At 36.5% G+C, this 17,293-nt stretch carries 19 protein-coding genes and 1 pseudogene; 4 read left to right on the top strand and 16 right to left on the bottom strand.

Annotation, left to right across the window (positions count from 1 at the left end):
* The 9 genes from BM056_RS15445 to terL form a co-directional block, all read right to left on the bottom strand.
* The gene (locus BM056_RS15445; RefSeq protein WP_092472335.1) at positions 1–276 is read right to left on the bottom strand and encodes a hypothetical protein; all 276 of its coding nucleotides are present in this window, start codon (positions 274–276) and stop codon (positions 1–3) included.
* Positions 276–581, bottom strand: a complete 306-nt coding sequence (locus tag BM056_RS15440) for a phage head-tail connector protein (protein ID WP_092472334.1) — start codon at positions 579–581, stop codon at positions 276–278. Before BM056_RS15440 ends, BM056_RS15445 begins: the two co-directional genes overlap by 1 nt.
* 4 nt (positions 582–585) lie before the next feature.
* The gene (locus BM056_RS15435) at positions 586–804 is read right to left on the bottom strand and encodes a hypothetical protein (protein ID WP_131820774.1); all 219 of its coding nucleotides are present in this window, start codon (positions 802–804) and stop codon (positions 586–588) included.
* Positions 805–872: 68 nt separating this feature from the next.
* Positions 873–1,925 (bottom strand): major capsid protein, encoded by a 1,053-nt coding sequence (locus tag BM056_RS15430; RefSeq protein ID WP_492207420.1) that lies wholly within the window; start codon positions 1,923–1,925, stop codon positions 873–875.
* Between the two features lie 92 nt (positions 1,926–2,017).
* Positions 2,018–2,626 carry a DUF4355 domain-containing protein gene (locus BM056_RS15425; protein ID WP_092472331.1) on the bottom strand — a complete coding sequence of 203 codons (609 nt, stop codon included), beginning with the start codon at positions 2,624–2,626 and terminating at the stop codon, positions 2,018–2,020.
* An 81-nt stretch (positions 2,627–2,707) separates the two neighbouring features.
* Positions 2,708–3,004, bottom strand: coding sequence for a hypothetical protein (locus BM056_RS15420; RefSeq protein WP_131820773.1), 297 nt, complete (start codon positions 3,002–3,004; stop codon positions 2,708–2,710).
* 427 nt (positions 3,005–3,431) lie between these two features.
* Positions 3,432–4,727, bottom strand: a complete 1,296-nt coding sequence (locus tag BM056_RS15415; RefSeq protein WP_092472329.1) for a phage portal protein — start codon at positions 4,725–4,727, stop codon at positions 3,432–3,434.
* 57 nt (positions 4,728–4,784) lie between these two features.
* Positions 4,785–5,498 carry a hypothetical protein gene (locus tag BM056_RS15410; RefSeq protein WP_092472328.1) on the bottom strand — a complete coding sequence of 238 codons (714 nt, stop codon included), beginning with the start codon at positions 5,496–5,498 and terminating at the stop codon, positions 4,785–4,787.
* 32 nt (positions 5,499–5,530) lie between these two features.
* Positions 5,531–7,123: a phage terminase large subunit gene (gene terL / locus BM056_RS15405; protein WP_238456484.1), complete on the bottom strand. Its 1,593-nt coding sequence runs from the start codon at positions 7,121–7,123 to the stop codon at positions 5,531–5,533.
* A gap of 288 nt (positions 7,124–7,411) precedes the next feature.
* On the opposite strand from terL, the gene BM056_RS26715 reads away from it, so the two are divergent.
* From BM056_RS26715 to BM056_RS15385, 4 genes and pseudogenes are all read left to right on the top strand, one after another.
* The gene (locus BM056_RS26715; protein WP_092472327.1) at positions 7,412–7,915 is read left to right on the top strand and encodes a DUF6431 domain-containing protein; all 504 of its coding nucleotides are present in this window, start codon (positions 7,412–7,414) and stop codon (positions 7,913–7,915) included.
* A gap of 49 nt (positions 7,916–7,964) precedes the next feature.
* Positions 7,965–9,319 (top strand): annotated as a pseudogene (locus BM056_RS27765) (DDE-type integrase/transposase/recombinase).
* Entirely contained in the window at positions 9,312–10,112 is an 801-nt protein-coding gene (locus BM056_RS15390) for an ExeA family protein (RefSeq protein ID WP_092472326.1), read from the top strand. Before BM056_RS27765 ends, BM056_RS15390 begins: the two are co-directional and overlap by 8 nt.
* Positions 10,113–10,139: 27 nt before the next feature.
* Entirely contained in the window at positions 10,140–10,430 is a 291-nt protein-coding gene (locus BM056_RS15385; protein ID WP_092472325.1) for a hypothetical protein, read from the top strand.
* Positions 10,431–10,578: 148 nt separating this feature from the next.
* Here BM056_RS15385 and BM056_RS15380 read toward each other — a convergent pair whose 3' ends face one another.
* The 7 genes from BM056_RS15380 to BM056_RS15350 form a co-directional block, all read right to left on the bottom strand.
* Positions 10,579–11,157 (bottom strand): KwaA family protein, encoded by a 579-nt coding sequence (locus BM056_RS15380; protein ID WP_092472324.1) that lies wholly within the window; start codon positions 11,155–11,157, stop codon positions 10,579–10,581.
* 11 nt (positions 11,158–11,168) lie between these two features.
* On the bottom strand, positions 11,169–12,128 hold the full coding sequence (locus tag BM056_RS15375; RefSeq protein WP_165613556.1) for a Kiwa anti-phage protein KwaB-like domain-containing protein: 960 nt from the start codon (positions 12,126–12,128) through the stop codon (positions 11,169–11,171).
* A gap of 393 nt (positions 12,129–12,521) precedes the next feature.
* Positions 12,522–13,373, bottom strand: a complete 852-nt coding sequence (locus BM056_RS15370) for a tyrosine-type recombinase/integrase (RefSeq protein ID WP_092472322.1) — start codon at positions 13,371–13,373, stop codon at positions 12,522–12,524.
* Between the two features lie 161 nt (positions 13,374–13,534).
* Positions 13,535–14,089 carry a hypothetical protein gene (locus BM056_RS15365; protein WP_092472321.1) on the bottom strand — a complete coding sequence of 185 codons (555 nt, stop codon included), beginning with the start codon at positions 14,087–14,089 and terminating at the stop codon, positions 13,535–13,537.
* A gap of 45 nt (positions 14,090–14,134) precedes the next feature.
* The gene (locus tag BM056_RS15360; RefSeq protein WP_092472320.1) at positions 14,135–15,175 is read right to left on the bottom strand and encodes a hypothetical protein; all 1,041 of its coding nucleotides are present in this window, start codon (positions 15,173–15,175) and stop codon (positions 14,135–14,137) included.
* A gap of 10 nt (positions 15,176–15,185) precedes the next feature.
* Positions 15,186–16,412 carry a hypothetical protein gene (locus tag BM056_RS15355; protein WP_131820771.1) on the bottom strand — a complete coding sequence of 409 codons (1,227 nt, stop codon included), beginning with the start codon at positions 16,410–16,412 and terminating at the stop codon, positions 15,186–15,188.
* A gap of 181 nt (positions 16,413–16,593) precedes the next feature.
* The gene (locus BM056_RS15350) at positions 16,594–16,977 is read right to left on the bottom strand and encodes a hypothetical protein (RefSeq protein ID WP_092472318.1); all 384 of its coding nucleotides are present in this window, start codon (positions 16,975–16,977) and stop codon (positions 16,594–16,596) included.
* Positions 16,978–17,293 lie beyond the last annotated feature (316 nt).

Below are 17,293 nucleotides of genomic sequence, written 5' to 3'. Positions count from 1 at the left end.
CTACACCTGCCTAACCAATTTATACAGATAAACTTCCAAGTAATCATCCCATTTTTTTATTTCCATGACTTTGTACTTTAGATTTTCGATTTCCAGGTAACTATCCTTAGTAATTGAATCATCTACATCACAAAACACTCTGCTGGTTACATCAATTTGAAATCCATCCTCAAAGGTTATACTTTTTGAAAACGGCTGAATATCTGCATAGATTGATTTTACAAAGGTAGTGGAATCAGAGCTTGAATATACCTTTATTAACGTATCGTTAAACATTACTGGCACCCAACCTTGATCTTGGGCAGAGGTAAAGCAGTTTTGATATATTCGGGTATACCATCGCCTTCATATGTAACGCTTCTTTCACCCTGCACCTTTTGCTTATAGCCCACACTGTCTCTATTGTTGTATAAATAAACTGCCAAATCAGCAATGGTGTCATCATAATCTGCCGGTAACTCTGTTAGGTTACAATAAGCATAAGCCAATCTATAAGCCTGGTTGATAAAATGATTTAAAATACCATCAAGTGCAATTTCAAATTCATCTATGCCCAGAAGCATTTTCACAGTTTCCAGCACAATATCAGTCCTCCATTTCCTTTAAAACCTCAATTATTTCTGTCTTTTTCTTATTTGCTACCTTAATATCCATTCCCTTGGACATGACCATTGACTTCAATTCTAAATAAGGGATTGCTTCATAATCCACCTGTACCGGATTATCTTTATATAGACAGCTTTCTTTATGTACATTTAAAGTTAGCAGGGAGTTGAATTTGATTTTGCAATATGGACACTTCAAAATTATCACCGTCCTTATTAATAAAAAAGGGGATGCACCATCTGGCACACCCCCATATTTTTTTTAGATTAACCAAGCAATCTGCAATCAAGTTTTGGGTTTAGAGTTTTTACTCCGCAGAGCATATCTATTGAAACAACGTCCTTTTTGTACTGGCTGTTATAATCATAGATAACCCTTAAACCAAACCCGTCATAATTAATAATCGCCTTTTGCTCAGATGATAACCCCTTAGGCAAAGCCAGCGGTCTTGTGACAAGAGCAAAAGCATTTTTATGAAATGCCAGACTTGCTGTATGGTTATCTATAATGGTTACATCAGCATTATCTGCAATTTCCGCTGTGGCCGGAAATACTTTAACAGCTATTTCTCCTGCTGCTGCGGTGGCATCTTCAGTAGCCACATAATTATTTCCTGAAATAGTTAACAAGTCACCTTTTACAAGGGTTCCGGTAAGATTGGTTCCATCAATAATAAACTGTGTTGAATTAGCACTTACGGCACCCTTTACTTTTAATGTACCGGCATCGGCGGTAAGTGTTCCTTTGGTATGAGTTTGAACGTTCTGGTCAGTGAAAATATCAAAACCAAACTTTCTACCCAGGGATGCTTCCCTTAATGCCGTTCCATTATCGCCCACTTTATCTGCTTCATAAAATCCAGCTATCTGTAAGAACGAATTTTCATTGATGGGATCAATTACAAGATTCCTGTTTTCAAAAGGTGCTTTATTTACATTTAAAATCATTCTGGTATTGGTAATATCACCAACAGCCGAAGGTGTGGTTCCTGCCGTACCATAATAATCTGGCACATCTATGTACAATCCAAGCAAATACTGGTCAATCTTATTGGCAAAGCTCTGCATGGCCGGAGTTAGCAGTTGCTCACTAAAATTCTGAATATCCAAGGTAAGCTGCTCTGCTGTAACCTCAAATGATACATCCAGCAGTTTATCCAACACCACGGTTTCCGAACCTTCTGTTGCATCCTGGATTTGGATACCAGCAGTACTGTCAAATTCCTTTGCTTCAAAAGTTGCGGGCTTTCTGATTGTTATCGTATTCCCTACCCCGGCAACAAATTCATTGGAATAATCTCTATGTACAAGGTTCGCCATTACTGTATTGTTTTTAAGTTGCATCATAGCCTCTTTTGCAATAATTGAAGGAGTTAAAAATGTATTACCCATAAATAATCACCATATCCTTTCTAATTTTTATTTCTTGCTTTGATATACTCATCCATTGACAAACTGTCTAAATCGGTACGGGAGCCACCGCCGTTATCTTTGGGTGGCACATACCCCTCGCCTTTAAGCCTTAATTCAAGTGTTTTTTGCACAGAGGAGTTGTAAATATCCTCCAGCACTTTAAGGTTATCAGTGGTTTCCTGTTCATCCCGGCCAATAAAAAAGCCTACCAGCTCAATCGGTAGGTTCTTCTCGTTTGCCATTTTCATGGCCTTATTGGTCAGGGATTCTTTTAATTTTTCCTGTTTCATCTGATCAATTTCTGCTCGCAGTTTATCAAGTTCAATTTCCTTCTCATCCTTTTGAGGAAACTTTTTCTTGACCTCCGCATCGATCAGGGTTTCCAGATTGTTAGTTTTCCAGGTTTCCAACCCTTTCTGTAGATGCTTGTCCTTCACGGAATCAAGCCATGATTTTGCTTCAGGTGTTTTTTCAACAAACTCCTGCATCCTTGCAACGGTCAATGGATTTAACCCCTGCAAATATGCCGTTACCTCTGAAGCACTACCTGCTTCGCTTTCCAAGAATTGTTTTACTTCTTCAAACGTCATGATTATATCTCCTTTCATTTTTGCCCTTCTGACTAAAAACCAGAAACGCAGTTGTATTAAATAAAAAGACTTACATTAAAGTAAGCCCAAGTAAATCATTTACTTATATTCCCTAATTACTTTTTCAGCTATATCAATAAATTCATCCATCGTCAAATCGCCAATTTTTAAGTATCCATCTTTTTTTCTGGCAGGGTGGTTATTAAATTCTTTTAAATGTGCTACATAAATGTATCCTCCGCAACCTCCATTTTGCAAGGCTGTGATTTCGTGAGCAACTACTTGTTTTCTGGTATCTGTGTATCTATCCTTAAAATAGTAACTATATAGGACATATCCCTTCTTGATTCCGGTTTTAGAAAGTAACCCGAATCTATTTGTTAATATGTCGTTCACTTGCTCAAAAGATAATGACACGGTGATCAACCCCCTTGATTTTCTTAAATTTTACCATATTTAACCTTTAAGATAACAGACCTATGTTGTTGTAATGTGGGAGTTTTATCTCCGTTGGTACTTCGAGCAAATAACATTAATGCATCTGAATGACTGCTTACATTTATGTTGGCATCGTAAGCATTTTTTATGATACTCCAATTGGTTAGTTGAATTAATAAAAAACACTAAATCATCTTTACGTTTTGCTTTTACCCTAACAATAAACTTCACCTCCGACCCCTTAAAAACGGGCAAAATTAATTTTAAAGAAAATACCCCGCAGCCCGTTATTTACAAGGGTTACAAGGTATTTAGCAAATTTCCAAATCGCCCGAATACGGGCATCTAATTTTAGGGGTAGTATGATTCCCTATGCCGGTTAATTTTAAACTATTATATCGGCAGATTTTGAAGCATTATCGTTAGGACTGATATTAGAATTTTTATTTTGTCGTTCGGATGCAAATTTTTGGATTTCTACAGTTGGATTTTCAATAAACGGCAACAATGTCAGCAGTGTTTCCTGTGAACAAATATCCTTCAACTTAACTATAACATCTGCTAGTCCAACCAGATCGGTGGGTAGGTTTCTTGTAAATTTCACTGCTACATCTCGGTAGTCAAAAACCTTGCCTTCCTTCTTGCGGATAAATGCGAACAGGTTCTTGAGTCTTTCTTTGATTACCTTTTCCATAAAAGCCTGGCGCATTGCCACCCTGTTTTCCAGGTTCAATAGTTTATTTCTCAGTGCCAGCGATGAAGTATTGCTAGCCCAATTTTCATTAAAATTAACTTCATCCATCATGTCATAGATTTTACGTTCTATATTATCAAGCTCGTTTTTCACGAAGGAATCATTGATTTCCTTAGTGAGCCATTTTACCACACCACCTTTGGGTGCTTGGATAATGCCCATCTGCTTCATTTTTAACAAATCTTCTTCCTCGATTTTGGCATTTTCAATAATCAAGTAAGCATTCCGGTGGTCGGCAATTTCATTAACTAAATCAGAATTCAAAGCGTTATATGCATCGACTAAACTGATTACATCATGGAACCCACTTTTCCGCTCACTATTGGCAGGACAGACAATAACAGGCACTCTGCCGAATATGTGATTGTGTTTGCCAATCGGCTCGATTTTAGAATCACCTGATATTTTGAAGTGTAATATTTCCATGTCTGTATAGACATCCAGGTAATCCATATCATCAAATTTTTTCCTATATGTATGTAGAGCCAGCAGCACATTTCTCTCCGCTGTTCCATCCTCTAAAACATAACATTCAAGCGGGGTCAGGATGGTAGCGCAAAATTCACCGTCAGTATTGATATAATTTAGTTCATAGCTTTCACCATAGATTTCGCTTTGCTTACGAAGATTAATATTGTGCTCCTTATCCCAGTGGCCGGTATTCATGTCGATGCAATCAATTATGGCTTTATCATCCCTTTTGGACACAAAATTAACAGGCTTGCCGAGGAGGTAGCCTGTTTCGTTATCAACAAACTTACGGGGGAAATTGAATATTAGCTTACGGTTACTCCTACTATCCTGCATGTCATAATCATAGAGTATGCTATGATGTCCCTCGTAATAGTTTTTATATTTGTGCTTTACACTGGAGTTTATGACCAGTTCATTTAAGCATTCAATTATAAGGCTTTCAGTTATTTGCAAAGTATCACTTCCTTTCTAAAAAAATAGAGCCAATACATAGTGTATTGACTCAAATTCCTAACAAGTAAATTTGATCTCAAATTTACATTTTCTTAACCACGAAGTTCCAACACCAATTTGTTTAGCCTCCTTCAATCCCATGCCGAAAGAATTTGAAATCTCAATCGTATGTCGGAATTCCCCACCTTGAAAACCATCAACTACAGATAGGAGATCCTGAAAATCATTTATCCATATATACTCTTTTCTTTTTTCAGATATTTTCAACCCTTCTGGACAATTGATAACTAACTCTTTTTTTGACTTTAATTTGACATCGGCTTTTCCTTCTACCTTTAAATCTTCAATCGGTATATTTGCAAATGCAGAGAAATCTATCCCCTCTTCTGATGAAATAGTTAGATGCTTCAGTGTGAGATTACCCCTTAAGAATGATACGATATCAGAAATTTGTTCTCTATATATGTATTCATGAAACTTTTCTGCTTCAATTAGATACCGTTCTCTTGCCTTTTTGGGATGCCTTATGTAATATTGGCTTTTTTGAATCCATGAATTGTTTAAAGGATTTTCAAAACGTTCAAGCTCATCTTGGTCTTTTATTACGTAATGATTATCAGAAGAAACTAAATCAACAATTGATAAAATAATTGATCCATGACTAAAACCAAAACACTTTTGAAGGCTCATTACTGGTAATTCAGTTTGACGGATTATTCCAAAGATCTTTCCTACAATTCCTGTATCAATTCTATAAACATTTAATCCCATAATAGGATGCCTCCTGTTCAAAATCACTTTGATTAAAACAACAAACTCCTGTCATAAAACTTAATTCTCTTAACCCCTTCAATTAACTGCACCGCACCATATAAACTATCCGGCGCATCATCAAACTTAGCTGATTTATTATAATCCTTTACTTGGTTATTATATCTAATATTGGCAGGATTGAACAGTATATGTCCTTTCTTGATCTCCGGCTCCAGTGATATAATTCGCTCATGTTTTTGGCCTTTGCTGATTACCTCATCAACAGGCGTATATATTTTATTTTTCCATAGCTCCTCTTCAAATTTTTGCTTCATGTAGCTCTGAGCCTGGGTTGTTTCAAAGCCGATCTTCTCAACAGGATATTGCTGTATTTTTTCTACAGCAACCTGAAACAAATCATCGGGCAAAAGTTTATACAGAGTGCCATCAACAACATACTTTTGATTAGTCTTTGAATGCTTTGCCAAAACTGTAATTGCTGAATAGTCATTTCTTTTTCCGGCTTTTATAGCCGGATCAATATACATGACCAACTCCATATCCTCAAAGTCAGGGAGCCTGTCCCAGTATTGAATATCTTGAAAAATATAATCATCAGTGCTGCGTGGATCATTTTGCAGTTCTTTATAAAATGATTTATCTCCCATAGCTTGTTTTTTGCACATTAGGTAATAATAGTCCAGATACTCTGACCACAGTATTTCTGTCCCTTCCAACATTTCATCCTGATGGTCATAAAAAAAGGACTTAGCGGTTTCTACCCGATCTAAGTCCTGTAAATTATTATATTTGGCTTCCCATTTGCCCCAGAGGTCATCTCGTTCGGCAAAATTTATTACTGCTGATTTTTTTATACTTCGGACTCCAGGGATTTTACCCCTTAATAATTCTGCCATCAAATCTTCTTCATGGAGAATAGTACCGACAACGAGAATATTCGTATCCCTGGTGCCTATTGGAATTATGACATCGGTAAATGTGTTTTTAACCTGTTCACGTTTGGCTTCACTTCTAGCTGTATCGTCCTTTAATAAGTCATCTAAAAGCACGAGCATAGGGCGAAAATTTTTCCAATGTAACCCACGTAAGCTTCCATCAATCCCACGAATCATTATGCAGGCATCAATTCCTCCCCTGCCCCTTATCCAGATTTCATTGTTATTCCAACGATTTCCTTTGTAGATACCAAAGTCCTCAATTAACAATTGGTTGTTTTCCAGTTCATCTTTAATCATATCAAGGAAAGGTAAGGCTATTTGCTCAGTGGCCGATATGATTAGCGTAAACTGTGATTTATCATATAGTGTTGAATACAGCGGGAATAAAAAAGAGTTGATTGTGCTTTTGCCGTGTTCCCTTGGCAATCCAAAAGCCTCAATCAACCCTTTATTGTCTAGCATATATTTTAGTTCCAGAAATAGCTCCTTGTGAAATTCACCAAACATACGATCAAAATATTTCGGGAAGTAACAAAGAGCAAAAAATTCTATATCCATCTCGCCAAGCAACCTGCGAAGCTCCGAAAAGCTAAATGTTTCTATTAGCTCCTTTATTTTAGATGATGAAAAATATTTTTCCAAATAATGTTTTATAATTTGATTTTCTTGATAGTTTCTATTCATCGTCATCTCCCTCCTGTATGGGAAGATGATAATGAACAGTGTACTTTGAACTGCTATTTGCTAATTTTACTATCTTCCCTTTTAAGTCTTCAGTGTTTTAGCTAAGCTAAAAAGTCCAAAAGCTGATGTAATTGCCTGTCCAAAAATTGCTGTATATAATGACCATAAAAAAGAAAGGAAAAGACGCCCCCGTTAATGTGCTAATGCGGCAACAAAAGCACTAGAGGCGTCCCACCAAACACATGGTCATTGTATCAAATTACAAAATAATTGAAAACCCTGAGAAGGGTGTTTTTTGTTAGGAGCGGGGAGCAGAATCCTTGTCCATGTTGTGGCGGAACACTAAAAGTTATAGGCAGTCGCCGTCGAAGCTATATAAAAGATACCGGGAATATCAATATTCTGGTCATCCGCAGACTTCAATGCTATAACTGCGGTCGAATACATCACGAGCTTCCAGATATACTTGTTCCCTACAAACGATACGAAAGTAAAAGTATCGAGTCGGTCATAACTTCAGAGAGTCTACTTACCGTCATGGCAGACGAATCAACCATTTGGCGCTGGCGAACCTGGTTTTCTAATTTATCCGGCCACTTTTTAGGTTGTTTAATATCAATCTCAATCCGACTTGGCAAAGAGACTGTGGAAAGCACGTGCCACCTTCCCAAGTCCACGCTCCAGAGAATTTGGCATTACGTTGGAGACGCCCCTAAATGGCTGGCAAGAACTGTCCGGCCAGTAGCAAACTCAAATTTTTGGATACATACCCGTTCTGCATTCCTGTCCTAATAGCCAGGATATAGACTCATGTTGAAACCTAAAATAAGGAGGATTCAGCATGAGAGACCAGAAGAAGGCTGAAGAGATTGCCACCCAACGTTTGCAGCTACTATCTCCGCTATTGGCAGAGGGTCTGGATGCTGCCCAAGCCAAACAAATTAGAGCTAATATATGCCAGCAGACCGGCATATCAGATCGGACCTTACGCAGATACCTGGCTCAGTATCAGGAAGAAGGGTTTAGCGGTCTAAAACCCAAAGGCCACGGTCGACCACAAAGCAGAGCTACAATTCCTGCTAGCATTTTAGAGCAGGCCATTTTGCTACGCCGCCAGGTACCGAGCCGCAGTATCAGCCAAATCATTCAGATCCTGGAGTGGGAGGGTCTGGTAGAACCGGGGCAGATCAAGCGCAGCACACTTCAAGAGCAACTTTTAGAGCGTGGATACAGTGCCAGACATATGCGTATGTATGCTGAAACCGGTACTGCCGCCAGAAGGTTTCAGAAAAAATACCGGAACCAACTTTGGCATTCAGACCTCAAGTATGGTCCCTATTTGCCTATCGGCAAGGATGGCAGCAAAAAACAAGTATACTTGGTAACTTTTATCGATGATGCAACACGGTATGTTTTGCATGGGCAGTTCTATCCCATGCTGGATAAAGTAATTGTGGAAGATTGTTTTCGACAGGCCATTCATAAATACGGTGTCCCCCAGGCGGTATACTTTGATAATGGAGCCAGTACCGGACCAAGTGGATGATCAGGGCCTGCTCTAAAATGGGCATCCGCCTTGTTTATGCCAAACCATATTCGCCAGAGGCTACCGGGAAAGTTGAACGTTTTAACCGGATAGTAGACAGTTTCCTCGCTGAAGCTGCGTTAGAAAAACCACAAACGCTTAACCGCCTAAACGAGATGTTTAAAGTTTGGCTGGAGGAATGCTACCAAGACAAGCCTCATTCCGCCATGGGCAAGGGAATTAGCCCTAGCACCGCCTTTAATAGTGATAACAAAGCTTTAAAATTCCTGGACCCCCAAATAATTGCCAATGCCTTTCTGCACTGTGAAGAACGCCAGGTGGACAAGTCCGGCTGTATTAGCTTCCAGAGCAAAAAGTATGAAGTCGGTCTTCCCTTCATTGGGTGTAAAGTAAAAGTTATCTTTGATCCTGCCGATACCGCAGAACTTACGATTGAATACGAGGGACATGCCCCCTGGAAAGCTAAACAACTGATTATCGGGGAACGGGCCAGCAAACGACCTAAACTACCAGAGCACCTGCAGCCCCAACCCGCTGACTCATCACGACTTCTAACCGCAGCTGCTATAAAAAATCAGCAACGCAAAGAGCAGCAGACTCCCGCCGTTTCCTACAGAACCGTGCGGAAAGAGGGTGCCGATCGTGTTTGAGACATTTTACGGCTTAACCCAAACTCCATTTTCGCGAGATATTCCAACAGATCAATTGTACCAATCACTAATGCTGGAAGAAATACTGGGCCGCTTGGAATACGCCGCCAAGCGACAGCTTTTCGCTGTTATCACTGGTGACTGCGGTACCGGCAAAACCACCACCATACGCTGCTTTAAAGATACCCTTGACTCATCTAAATTTATGGTAATGTACCTGGCAGATTCCAAGCTTACCCCACGGCATTTCTACAAAGGGCTGTTGGAGCAGATGGGCTGTGAAGCCAAGTTTTATCGAGGTGACGCTAAACGCCAACTGCACCGGGAGATTGAGCTCATGCGCGGCATACATAAACTGCAACCGGTAGTTATTGTGGACGAAGCACACCTTTTGGATAAGGAGATGCTGGAGGAAGTTCGTTTTCTACTCAATTTTAGGATGGATGCGGTAAGTCCTATGGCACTGATCCTTGTCGGTCAATCTGAACTTTGGGAGAGATTGCAACTACAGTCCTATGCTGCCATCAGGCAGAGGATCGACCTCCAGTGTAAATTACCATATTTGGATCGCGCCCAGGTTGGCGAGTATGTAAAAAGGCACCTTACTTATGCCGGTGCTGATCATGATATTTTCTCGGATAGTGCCGTTGATGAAGTCTTTCGCTTTTCCAGCGGCACAGCCCGGCTTGTAAACAAGGTCTGTACCCATTGCCTGCTTTATGGTGCACAAAACAGCCGCCGGATCATTGATGATCATATGGTTAAATTAGTTATTCAGGGTGAATTGAGCTAACTATCAAATTATGCTGGGGGGCTTATTATGGAAAATGCCATCTATGCTTGTGCCATGTCCGAGTTGCAAGGGAGAAAAGATAATCTCGAATACTATTTCGTAAGCACGGGATTTATTGATCTTTTGCCATTGGCTCGTGAGCTTGCTGGAAAACTGGGATTAGGAAAGGTGGAAATGATTGAGGCCATATGCAAAGTCGCTGACAAATACAAGATTTATCCGCCGACCATAAACAGGAGTGCCTGGTTTGCAAAGGTTTACAAGGAAAAGTTACTTGAGGCACGGGCTGATATCTTGACTTTTAATAAATGTCGGTGAAATTTCGAGGTGGATAGTCATATTAAATGCCGGTGGCTATTAAGTTAACCGGCTTTTTGTTGCTTTGTCCTGCCACATGGACTGACTGACGGACTATTAGTTAGATAGCGGTCAACTATTTCAGCATATCTTGGAAATTAAACGCCGTCTATTTCTGGACATCATGTGGTAGCAGTAACACTTCAGCATTTGGACAGTTGCTAATAATTATCTTCCTATTTGTTTTACCTTTAAGGTTACTAATATGTCTCACCTCTGCCGAAAATACTTTGAATCCTCCAAATGTTAGCATGGGATTTATGTATATCAAATCATTACTTATATACACCATTCCAATTATTAACATTATAATAAATAAAACAAATACATCTGAAATGTTTCCTATTGATAATCCAATACATGGCAGAAAGTACAATGTCAAATAGTTAAAATAATGCTTATCTGTTTCATTATCAATTTTCACAATTAAGTAATCAGCTTTTCCAGATTTCTTTGTTCTCTTTATTAGAGCAACCAGCATAACACATAAAATAACACTCATAAGCATTAAAATTGTAATCATCCAATCTCCAATACTATTAAACCATACAATGTTGCCAAAATAAAAACACTTCCCTGAGCTTAACAAAATTTCAATTCTCTTCATGACCTCTTTTCCGGCCAACAAAATATAGAGTGGTATATACGAAGAAAGGAATAAAAATATCTTTTTTACAATAAAAATCATCTCCTTGTTAATTAACTAATGTATTCCTCTATACCAGTGATTATCATTTCCTCATCAGTTAAACCATCAATTGCATAACGCCTCATGAGAATATTTAAAATTTGACCAATATCTTCTTTTCCCCTGTATTGAATAATATTGTTTTTATCTAAAGTCAAAGATATTTTAAATCTCTTAAAGTACTCTGGAAGCTTATGCGCTTGACCTTCTAAACTTTCAAAAGCGTCACTTGTAACAATTTTGCAAAGTCTTTGATTATATCTTCCATCTTTTTTACAATCGTCAATAAAAATATCTGGGTTATCTATAAATCCTTGATTTACAATCTCAGAACGTTTACTTTCAATAATGCGATTAAAGCCTTCTTTGAAATCAAAAATTTTATTAAACCATTTCAAGTTTATAATAAAATATTTTTTTTCAAATTCAAAAACATCAACCCGGCCATCAAAGTAAAAAATGTCAGAATCTAGTTTTTTAATTTCGTCATCTAAGAAACAATATTTAAATGACTTTTTGAACCTTGTAGCAGGTTGAAAATATTGAGAGTAAATAGTAAAAGTCTTTACTGTTTTATCTATATTTAGAAAATAGCGTATGACAATAAAATTAAACTTTCTAAAATCAGTTTTTCTATCTACATATGGAACGCTTTTATCTTTTATTATCTTTGAATTAATTTTCTCGGAATCAATTATTAATTTATGATTGATCTTTTGAATAGCATCACTGTTATCTATTTCAAAATCATATTTAACAATTTCTTTTCTATTAATATTATCAATCGCTGTATTTAGATATGATTTCGCAATTTCTTTAGCAATATCACCCCCAATGTTTATTTGAAACTGTTTATATTTTTCTTTTCTATTATTACCCTTATTAAAAAACAAAATCAGTGGTTCGTTTTCATTTTCAAACTTACTTACCTGTCCTACTAAATCACTTTTTATATCTTTTTGATTATTCACAGCATTACCTCCATATGAATAATACGGGTACATTTAGCAATCATTCCAGGTTCTGAGCCACTTGTAGAATTCACCGATTTTGTTTATTTTGCTACATAGATTTATCGCTTTGGTTTTCCGGGAGAGCGATAAACACTATCAAAGCCGGGTTCCATCGTTAATGCACTGGCTAATTTCACTTAGTAACCCAGGCTCAATTTTTACTGTAGGGGTAGCTCTTATAAACCGAAATATGCATACGTATATATATTCTTAAAAAAATACTATACTTTCTTAGTAATACTGTAAATAATTAATAGTAAAAATTTTCACACCATCAGTTGTCGGGGCAATTTTCACAAATAGAAGCACCCCTCCCATTGGGAAAGGTGCATTAAAAAAGAGTGGGTTTGCTTACCACTCTAAGGCTTCCAGAGCATTTACTTTGTCCTGCTCGGTTGTGAGGGTATAGAGGTTAGTGGTAACAATGCTATCATGGCCGAGAATCTGCTGAATCGTTGTAATTGCTGTGTTTTTTGATTTAACAAGCCTATAGCCAAGTGAATGCCTAATGCAGTGCGGCGTTACCGCAACTGTTACCCTTTGCCCATATTTTTTAAGTATTAAGTTGATCGCGTTTCGTTTCAAGGCTCCACGCTGCCCTATTAATAGGAAGTCGTTATCGCTGGCTGGCCTAACCGCAAGGTAATCTTTAATAGCTCTGCGAACATCCTTATTAAGAGGGAGCGTTCTGTTTATATTTCCTTTACCGATAACCCTTAGAGAGCCTTTACGTTCGGATATTTCTATATCCTGAAGCCTTAAACCGCAAAGCTCGCTGACCCGAAGCCCAGTGCCAAGCAATATTTCTATAATACAAATATGAAGTGGATTGCGGTTTCGGTGAATCTCTGCTCGAAGTTTCCTTAAATCCTTATCTTCCAAACCTTTATATTGCCGAGCATCCCGATTTTTTACTGCTTTTATATTGATCTCTATCGGGTTAATTCCGATTTCATAGAGCCATTTGCAAAAAGCGTTAACGCTAGCAATCTTCCGGTTAGCGGTGACCACCGATTTATTTGTATTTATTAATTGCTTCTTATATTCGATGGCATCCAGTTCAATCAATTTATCGAATCCGCAATCCGTTCTGTCGTTATACCAATCAATAAAAGTCTTGCTATCCCGAATATAGCAGCCAACTGTGTTATCGCTGAGTTCCTTACTTTTCAAATATAGCTCAAACCGGCTTAAATCAAGCACTTCAGCACACCCTTCCTTTATTTGGTGTGTCCATGTTCCCTCTTATTTGCCGGTAAGTCAACTGAATACATAAGATTAATTATGGATTCTAAACGGCTTAATTTCAGGCAGTTTTAGCCTTAAAAAGGGCATTTATCTCGGTAAAAACTGACGACATAAGATTATTGAATATAGTCATCATTGGTTCCTGTTTGCTCATCCTGGTATTCTGAATCTTGGTTTTCAACATCAACTTCGCCATTTATCATTTGCAGGAATAACTTCTTCCTTGCTTCCTCATTCTGGCTGGTATCCAATATAATTTCTTTCTTCTCTGCCCATTCCTCCGGCATACGGTTACGCAGGAAGAAAGATATTGCCTGAGCAGAGGGTGGTTGATGGCGTTTCATCTTTTCAATTCTGGTTCGCTTTTTACCATTTTTATCCTCTTCAACAATAGTCTTCAGTTCTTCATAGTCATAGCCGTTGCAGAGCTTCAATAAAGATTTTTCTACCTCGTTACATAACACGCCCCTGCCCATATTTACCAATTCCATGAGTGTTTCATGTTGCTTACAATATTTATACCAAGTGTCGGGAGAGATGGAAAGTTTCTTACAAATCTCCCTTACGGTATCTCCCTCCATGAGCCATTCTTTAATGTCGGAAAGTCTAGGCAATATGTCCGTATCATACTTGTTGATTTTATTTGGTATTCCTTTTCTACTACCGCCCATTATAATTTCACCTCCATAAAAAAAGAGCCTGTAATGGCCCTAATGTCATTCCGCTTCTTTATAACTATATAAGATATCATGAATAAAATCCTCAAAAGCATCAACAATACCTTTTAAATGTTCATAATGTTCATTACTTATAACTCTCAAATTATGTACCAGATTATTTCTAACAGCATATAGAGCACTACTTGCGCTAGGATATTTGGGAATTTGCAGAGATTCAATAAGGTTGTTACACTCATTTTTTAAATTTAACTTAGAAAAATCACCTATTTTATACTCATCCGAAAATAACCTATTTATTCGTTCATCTTCTGAAGCTATAGTGTGTACTTCTTTAGATATTTCATATCCACTTAAAGCCTCATTATAATTCTCACCAAACTTCCTTAATTCTCTTTTTAAAATTTTCTCAATAATAATTTCAACCACTTGATAGAGGTAGAAAAACTTAAGAACATAATTATCAGTATTTAGTTTTTGAGGTAGTCTAAATATATATTCTTCTTCTTTAAAATATTTGCAAACAGATTGTATTTTTAGATTTTTCTCTGGTAACTTAATTTTTTCATTAACCGTTTCCTTGTAAGATTTAAAATCATCAACACTATCTACAAGATAATAACCATATTTATATAAGCACATAAAATAGTTTTTAATATCAAAATTATCAATGTTGCAAATTCTACTCTTGTCTATAATAAGCAAAATCAAATTGTCATTGTATTTTTTTTCTATTTCAATTATTTCATCATTAATACCCTTTATCCCAGCATCCTCTTTTATTAACTTAATAAAACAATTTGACGCAAATATTAAAAAAAATTTTTGATTTACACAATCATGATCACTTGATAGCATAGAAATCATTGGCATTAAATATCCAATAAACAATTCGCTATCTTTTTCAATAATTTTATAAATTTGATTTTCGACAGTTCCAAATCTATTCAAAAAACCGTAAATTTCATATCTTCTAGGATCAATTTCATTTTCATCAACGTCCAAAACATATGGTAATTTGAAAATATCATCTATTAAAAAGCATTTTTCATCCTTGCAATAAAAAACATTAGTATACATAACAACTCACCTAATATTTAAACGAATCATATGCAAATTTAGCCGAAAGCACAGCACTATCAATTAACACAAAAGAATCACTATGCCTGTTAAATAACTCCTTAAAGAGAAGACAATAATACCTACGATGTTCCACTCCTATATTCTTAGCAAAATTTTTGATCAATTGCAGAAAAAAATAGAACTCAACAAAACAAAGATAATTTTTTATTACTATTTCATCTATAATATCTTCGATTTTCTCAGAATCCAATGCTTTTGAATCAATTAGTTTACCTATTGCGGCACCGAACCCCGTAATAGCAATCGACTTATTAAAAATTTTATGCATATCAAAAATTCTATATTTAATTTTTTCTGTAGAATTATCATCTTTCAAATCTTCGGCAATCCCATCTGGTATATTTATATTATAGTTTTTTGACAACTCAGTTAATTTATCAATTACTTCATCATTATCATAATCAAATGATTTAAAATAATAATCCATCCTTCTCATAAATTTATCATATAATTTTACAAACTTAAAAAATAGATCATCCTCAAATTTCTCTTTAGATAATTCTTCCAATCCCTCAATTTGTTCTAATAAATCTTCACGTTTTAATGGAAATTCATTTCTAGTCAAAAATGAATTAAATCCATCAACCACATCTCTAAACACATATTTACCAAGGTCAATTTTTTCATTTGTACCAGCTTCTTTTATAAGTAAAATATCTCCCAATCTATCTTGGTCAATTAAATCACTATACATAATCTCTATTTGATGCCTTAAAGACATTCTCGTTTGCCCAGTATTCAGCGTCAGCATTCTATAAAGTATTCCAGTTCTACTTATTCCAATATATATCTCTATCCTTATATCATTATTATAGAAACCAGTATTTTGGGCGACATCACCGTTTAGAAATTCGTCAATAGAAATTAAAACGTTGGTGCGTTGAAGACCATCTATGATAAGTAGGCTTTTAATATTTTCTTTTATAATGTTAATACTATTCTCTTTAATATCTTCTTCTGTTACATTTATATCTGATTTCAACGCAAGCACCATCGGAGGCATAATACAACCACGTTTCAAATCATCTTTAAGCAACCGATATACCTTGTTAGAATCGCGAATTTTTTTTCTTTGAAATTCATTCTTATCTAAAATACTTTTAGCAAAGTCTAAATATTCACTTACTGGCATTTCAAATAATACATTCCATGCTTTGATTCTATTATCATACAAAAATGATTTACAAATCATTTTTTCACCCCATTTCTATATATGGTAACTTTTTTTTAATATATAATCAATAGGATTATTCATGCCATTTAAAAGGAGCCTCATTTCAGGCTCCTCATAGGTATACTTCTTCGTATTTCCTACGCATTTAACTCATTAAATACTTCCTACACCTACTCTATGTTCAGGAACATAACATACTTCCCTCTGCATTGGCAGAAACCTCCTCCACCTTCTCCGGCTTCTTTCCGCTCCTGAACGCTGAGTTCCCTTCTAATTTTTCCAGCAGAATTTTCCTTGTAGATTTATAATCATTACCGACCATACCGAGCCTTATTAAAAATGTCCTAAATGTAAACTTGGGGTTATCGCTTTCAGATTTCTTTTTGCTAGCTGATTTTAAATTCAGAGCCAGTTGATTGATTAAAATGCAAAAACGTTTATATGCGGTAATTTTATCGGCATCCAGTGTTGCCCGGAATAATTGGAATACTGCTTTTTCATTATCAACCTCTATGCTGCCATCCTCTAAACCAAAAGCGAGCCAATTGCATAATTCTAACCCCATAAAACACAAGGGCTCATTAAACATAGGAAGACAAATTTACCCTAGCCAAAAAAGTTAAAATATCTCAATAAAGCTGCCAAAAATAAAAGGTTTCACCCGATTGCTATAGAAGTGTTTTTCATTCCCACAACAAAAAACACAAGCGAGGTGAAACCCTACATGTATATTCTTGGTGGAATGCTTTTTTCCTTTGAAGTTTTAGTTAAAAATTTCGATGAGGAAGATAAACTATATCAAATTTTAAAGCAAATTGATTGTAAAGAAATTGAAAAATTAAATGGCTGTTATATTGGGCCAGGTCGCAAAAGATATGATA

The sequence above is a fragment of the Desulfotruncus arcticus DSM 17038 genome (assembly GCF_900113335.1).
Classification (GTDB): Bacteria; Bacillota; Desulfotomaculia; order Desulfotomaculales; family Desulfallaceae; genus Desulfotruncus; species Desulfotruncus arcticus.
Note: the sequence above shows the minus strand (reverse complement) of the source record. Positions and strands in the feature narration are given on the sequence as shown.

Coding starts and splice junctions, on each gene's coding strand:
- BM056_RS15445 (WP_092472335.1), bottom strand. CDS start 276: ATGTTTAACGATACGTTAATAAAGGTATATTCAAGCTCTGATTCCACT.
- BM056_RS15430 (WP_492207420.1), bottom strand. CDS start 1,925: ATGGCGAACCTTGTACATAGAGATTATTCCAATGAATTTGTTGCCGGG.
- BM056_RS15425 (WP_092472331.1), bottom strand. CDS start 2,626: ATGAAAGGAGATATAATCATGACGTTTGAAGAAGTAAAACAATTCTTG.
- BM056_RS15410 (WP_092472328.1), bottom strand. CDS start 5,498: ATGGGATTAAATGTTTATAGAATTGATACAGGAATTGTAGGAAAGATC.
- terL (WP_238456484.1), bottom strand. CDS start 7,123: ATGAATAGAAACTATCAAGAAAATCAAATTATAAAACATTATTTGGAA.
- BM056_RS15385 (WP_092472325.1), top strand. CDS start 10,140: ATGGAAAATGCCATCTATGCTTGTGCCATGTCCGAGTTGCAAGGGAGA.
- BM056_RS15380 (WP_092472324.1), bottom strand. CDS start 11,157: ATGATTTTTATTGTAAAAAAGATATTTTTATTCCTTTCTTCGTATATA.
- BM056_RS15365 (WP_092472321.1), bottom strand. CDS start 14,089: ATGGGCGGTAGTAGAAAAGGAATACCAAATAAAATCAACAAGTATGAT.
- BM056_RS15360 (WP_092472320.1), bottom strand. CDS start 15,175: ATGTATACTAATGTTTTTTATTGCAAGGATGAAAAATGCTTTTTAATA.
- BM056_RS15350 (WP_092472318.1), bottom strand. CDS start 16,977: ATGGGGTTAGAATTATGCAATTGGCTCGCTTTTGGTTTAGAGGATGGC.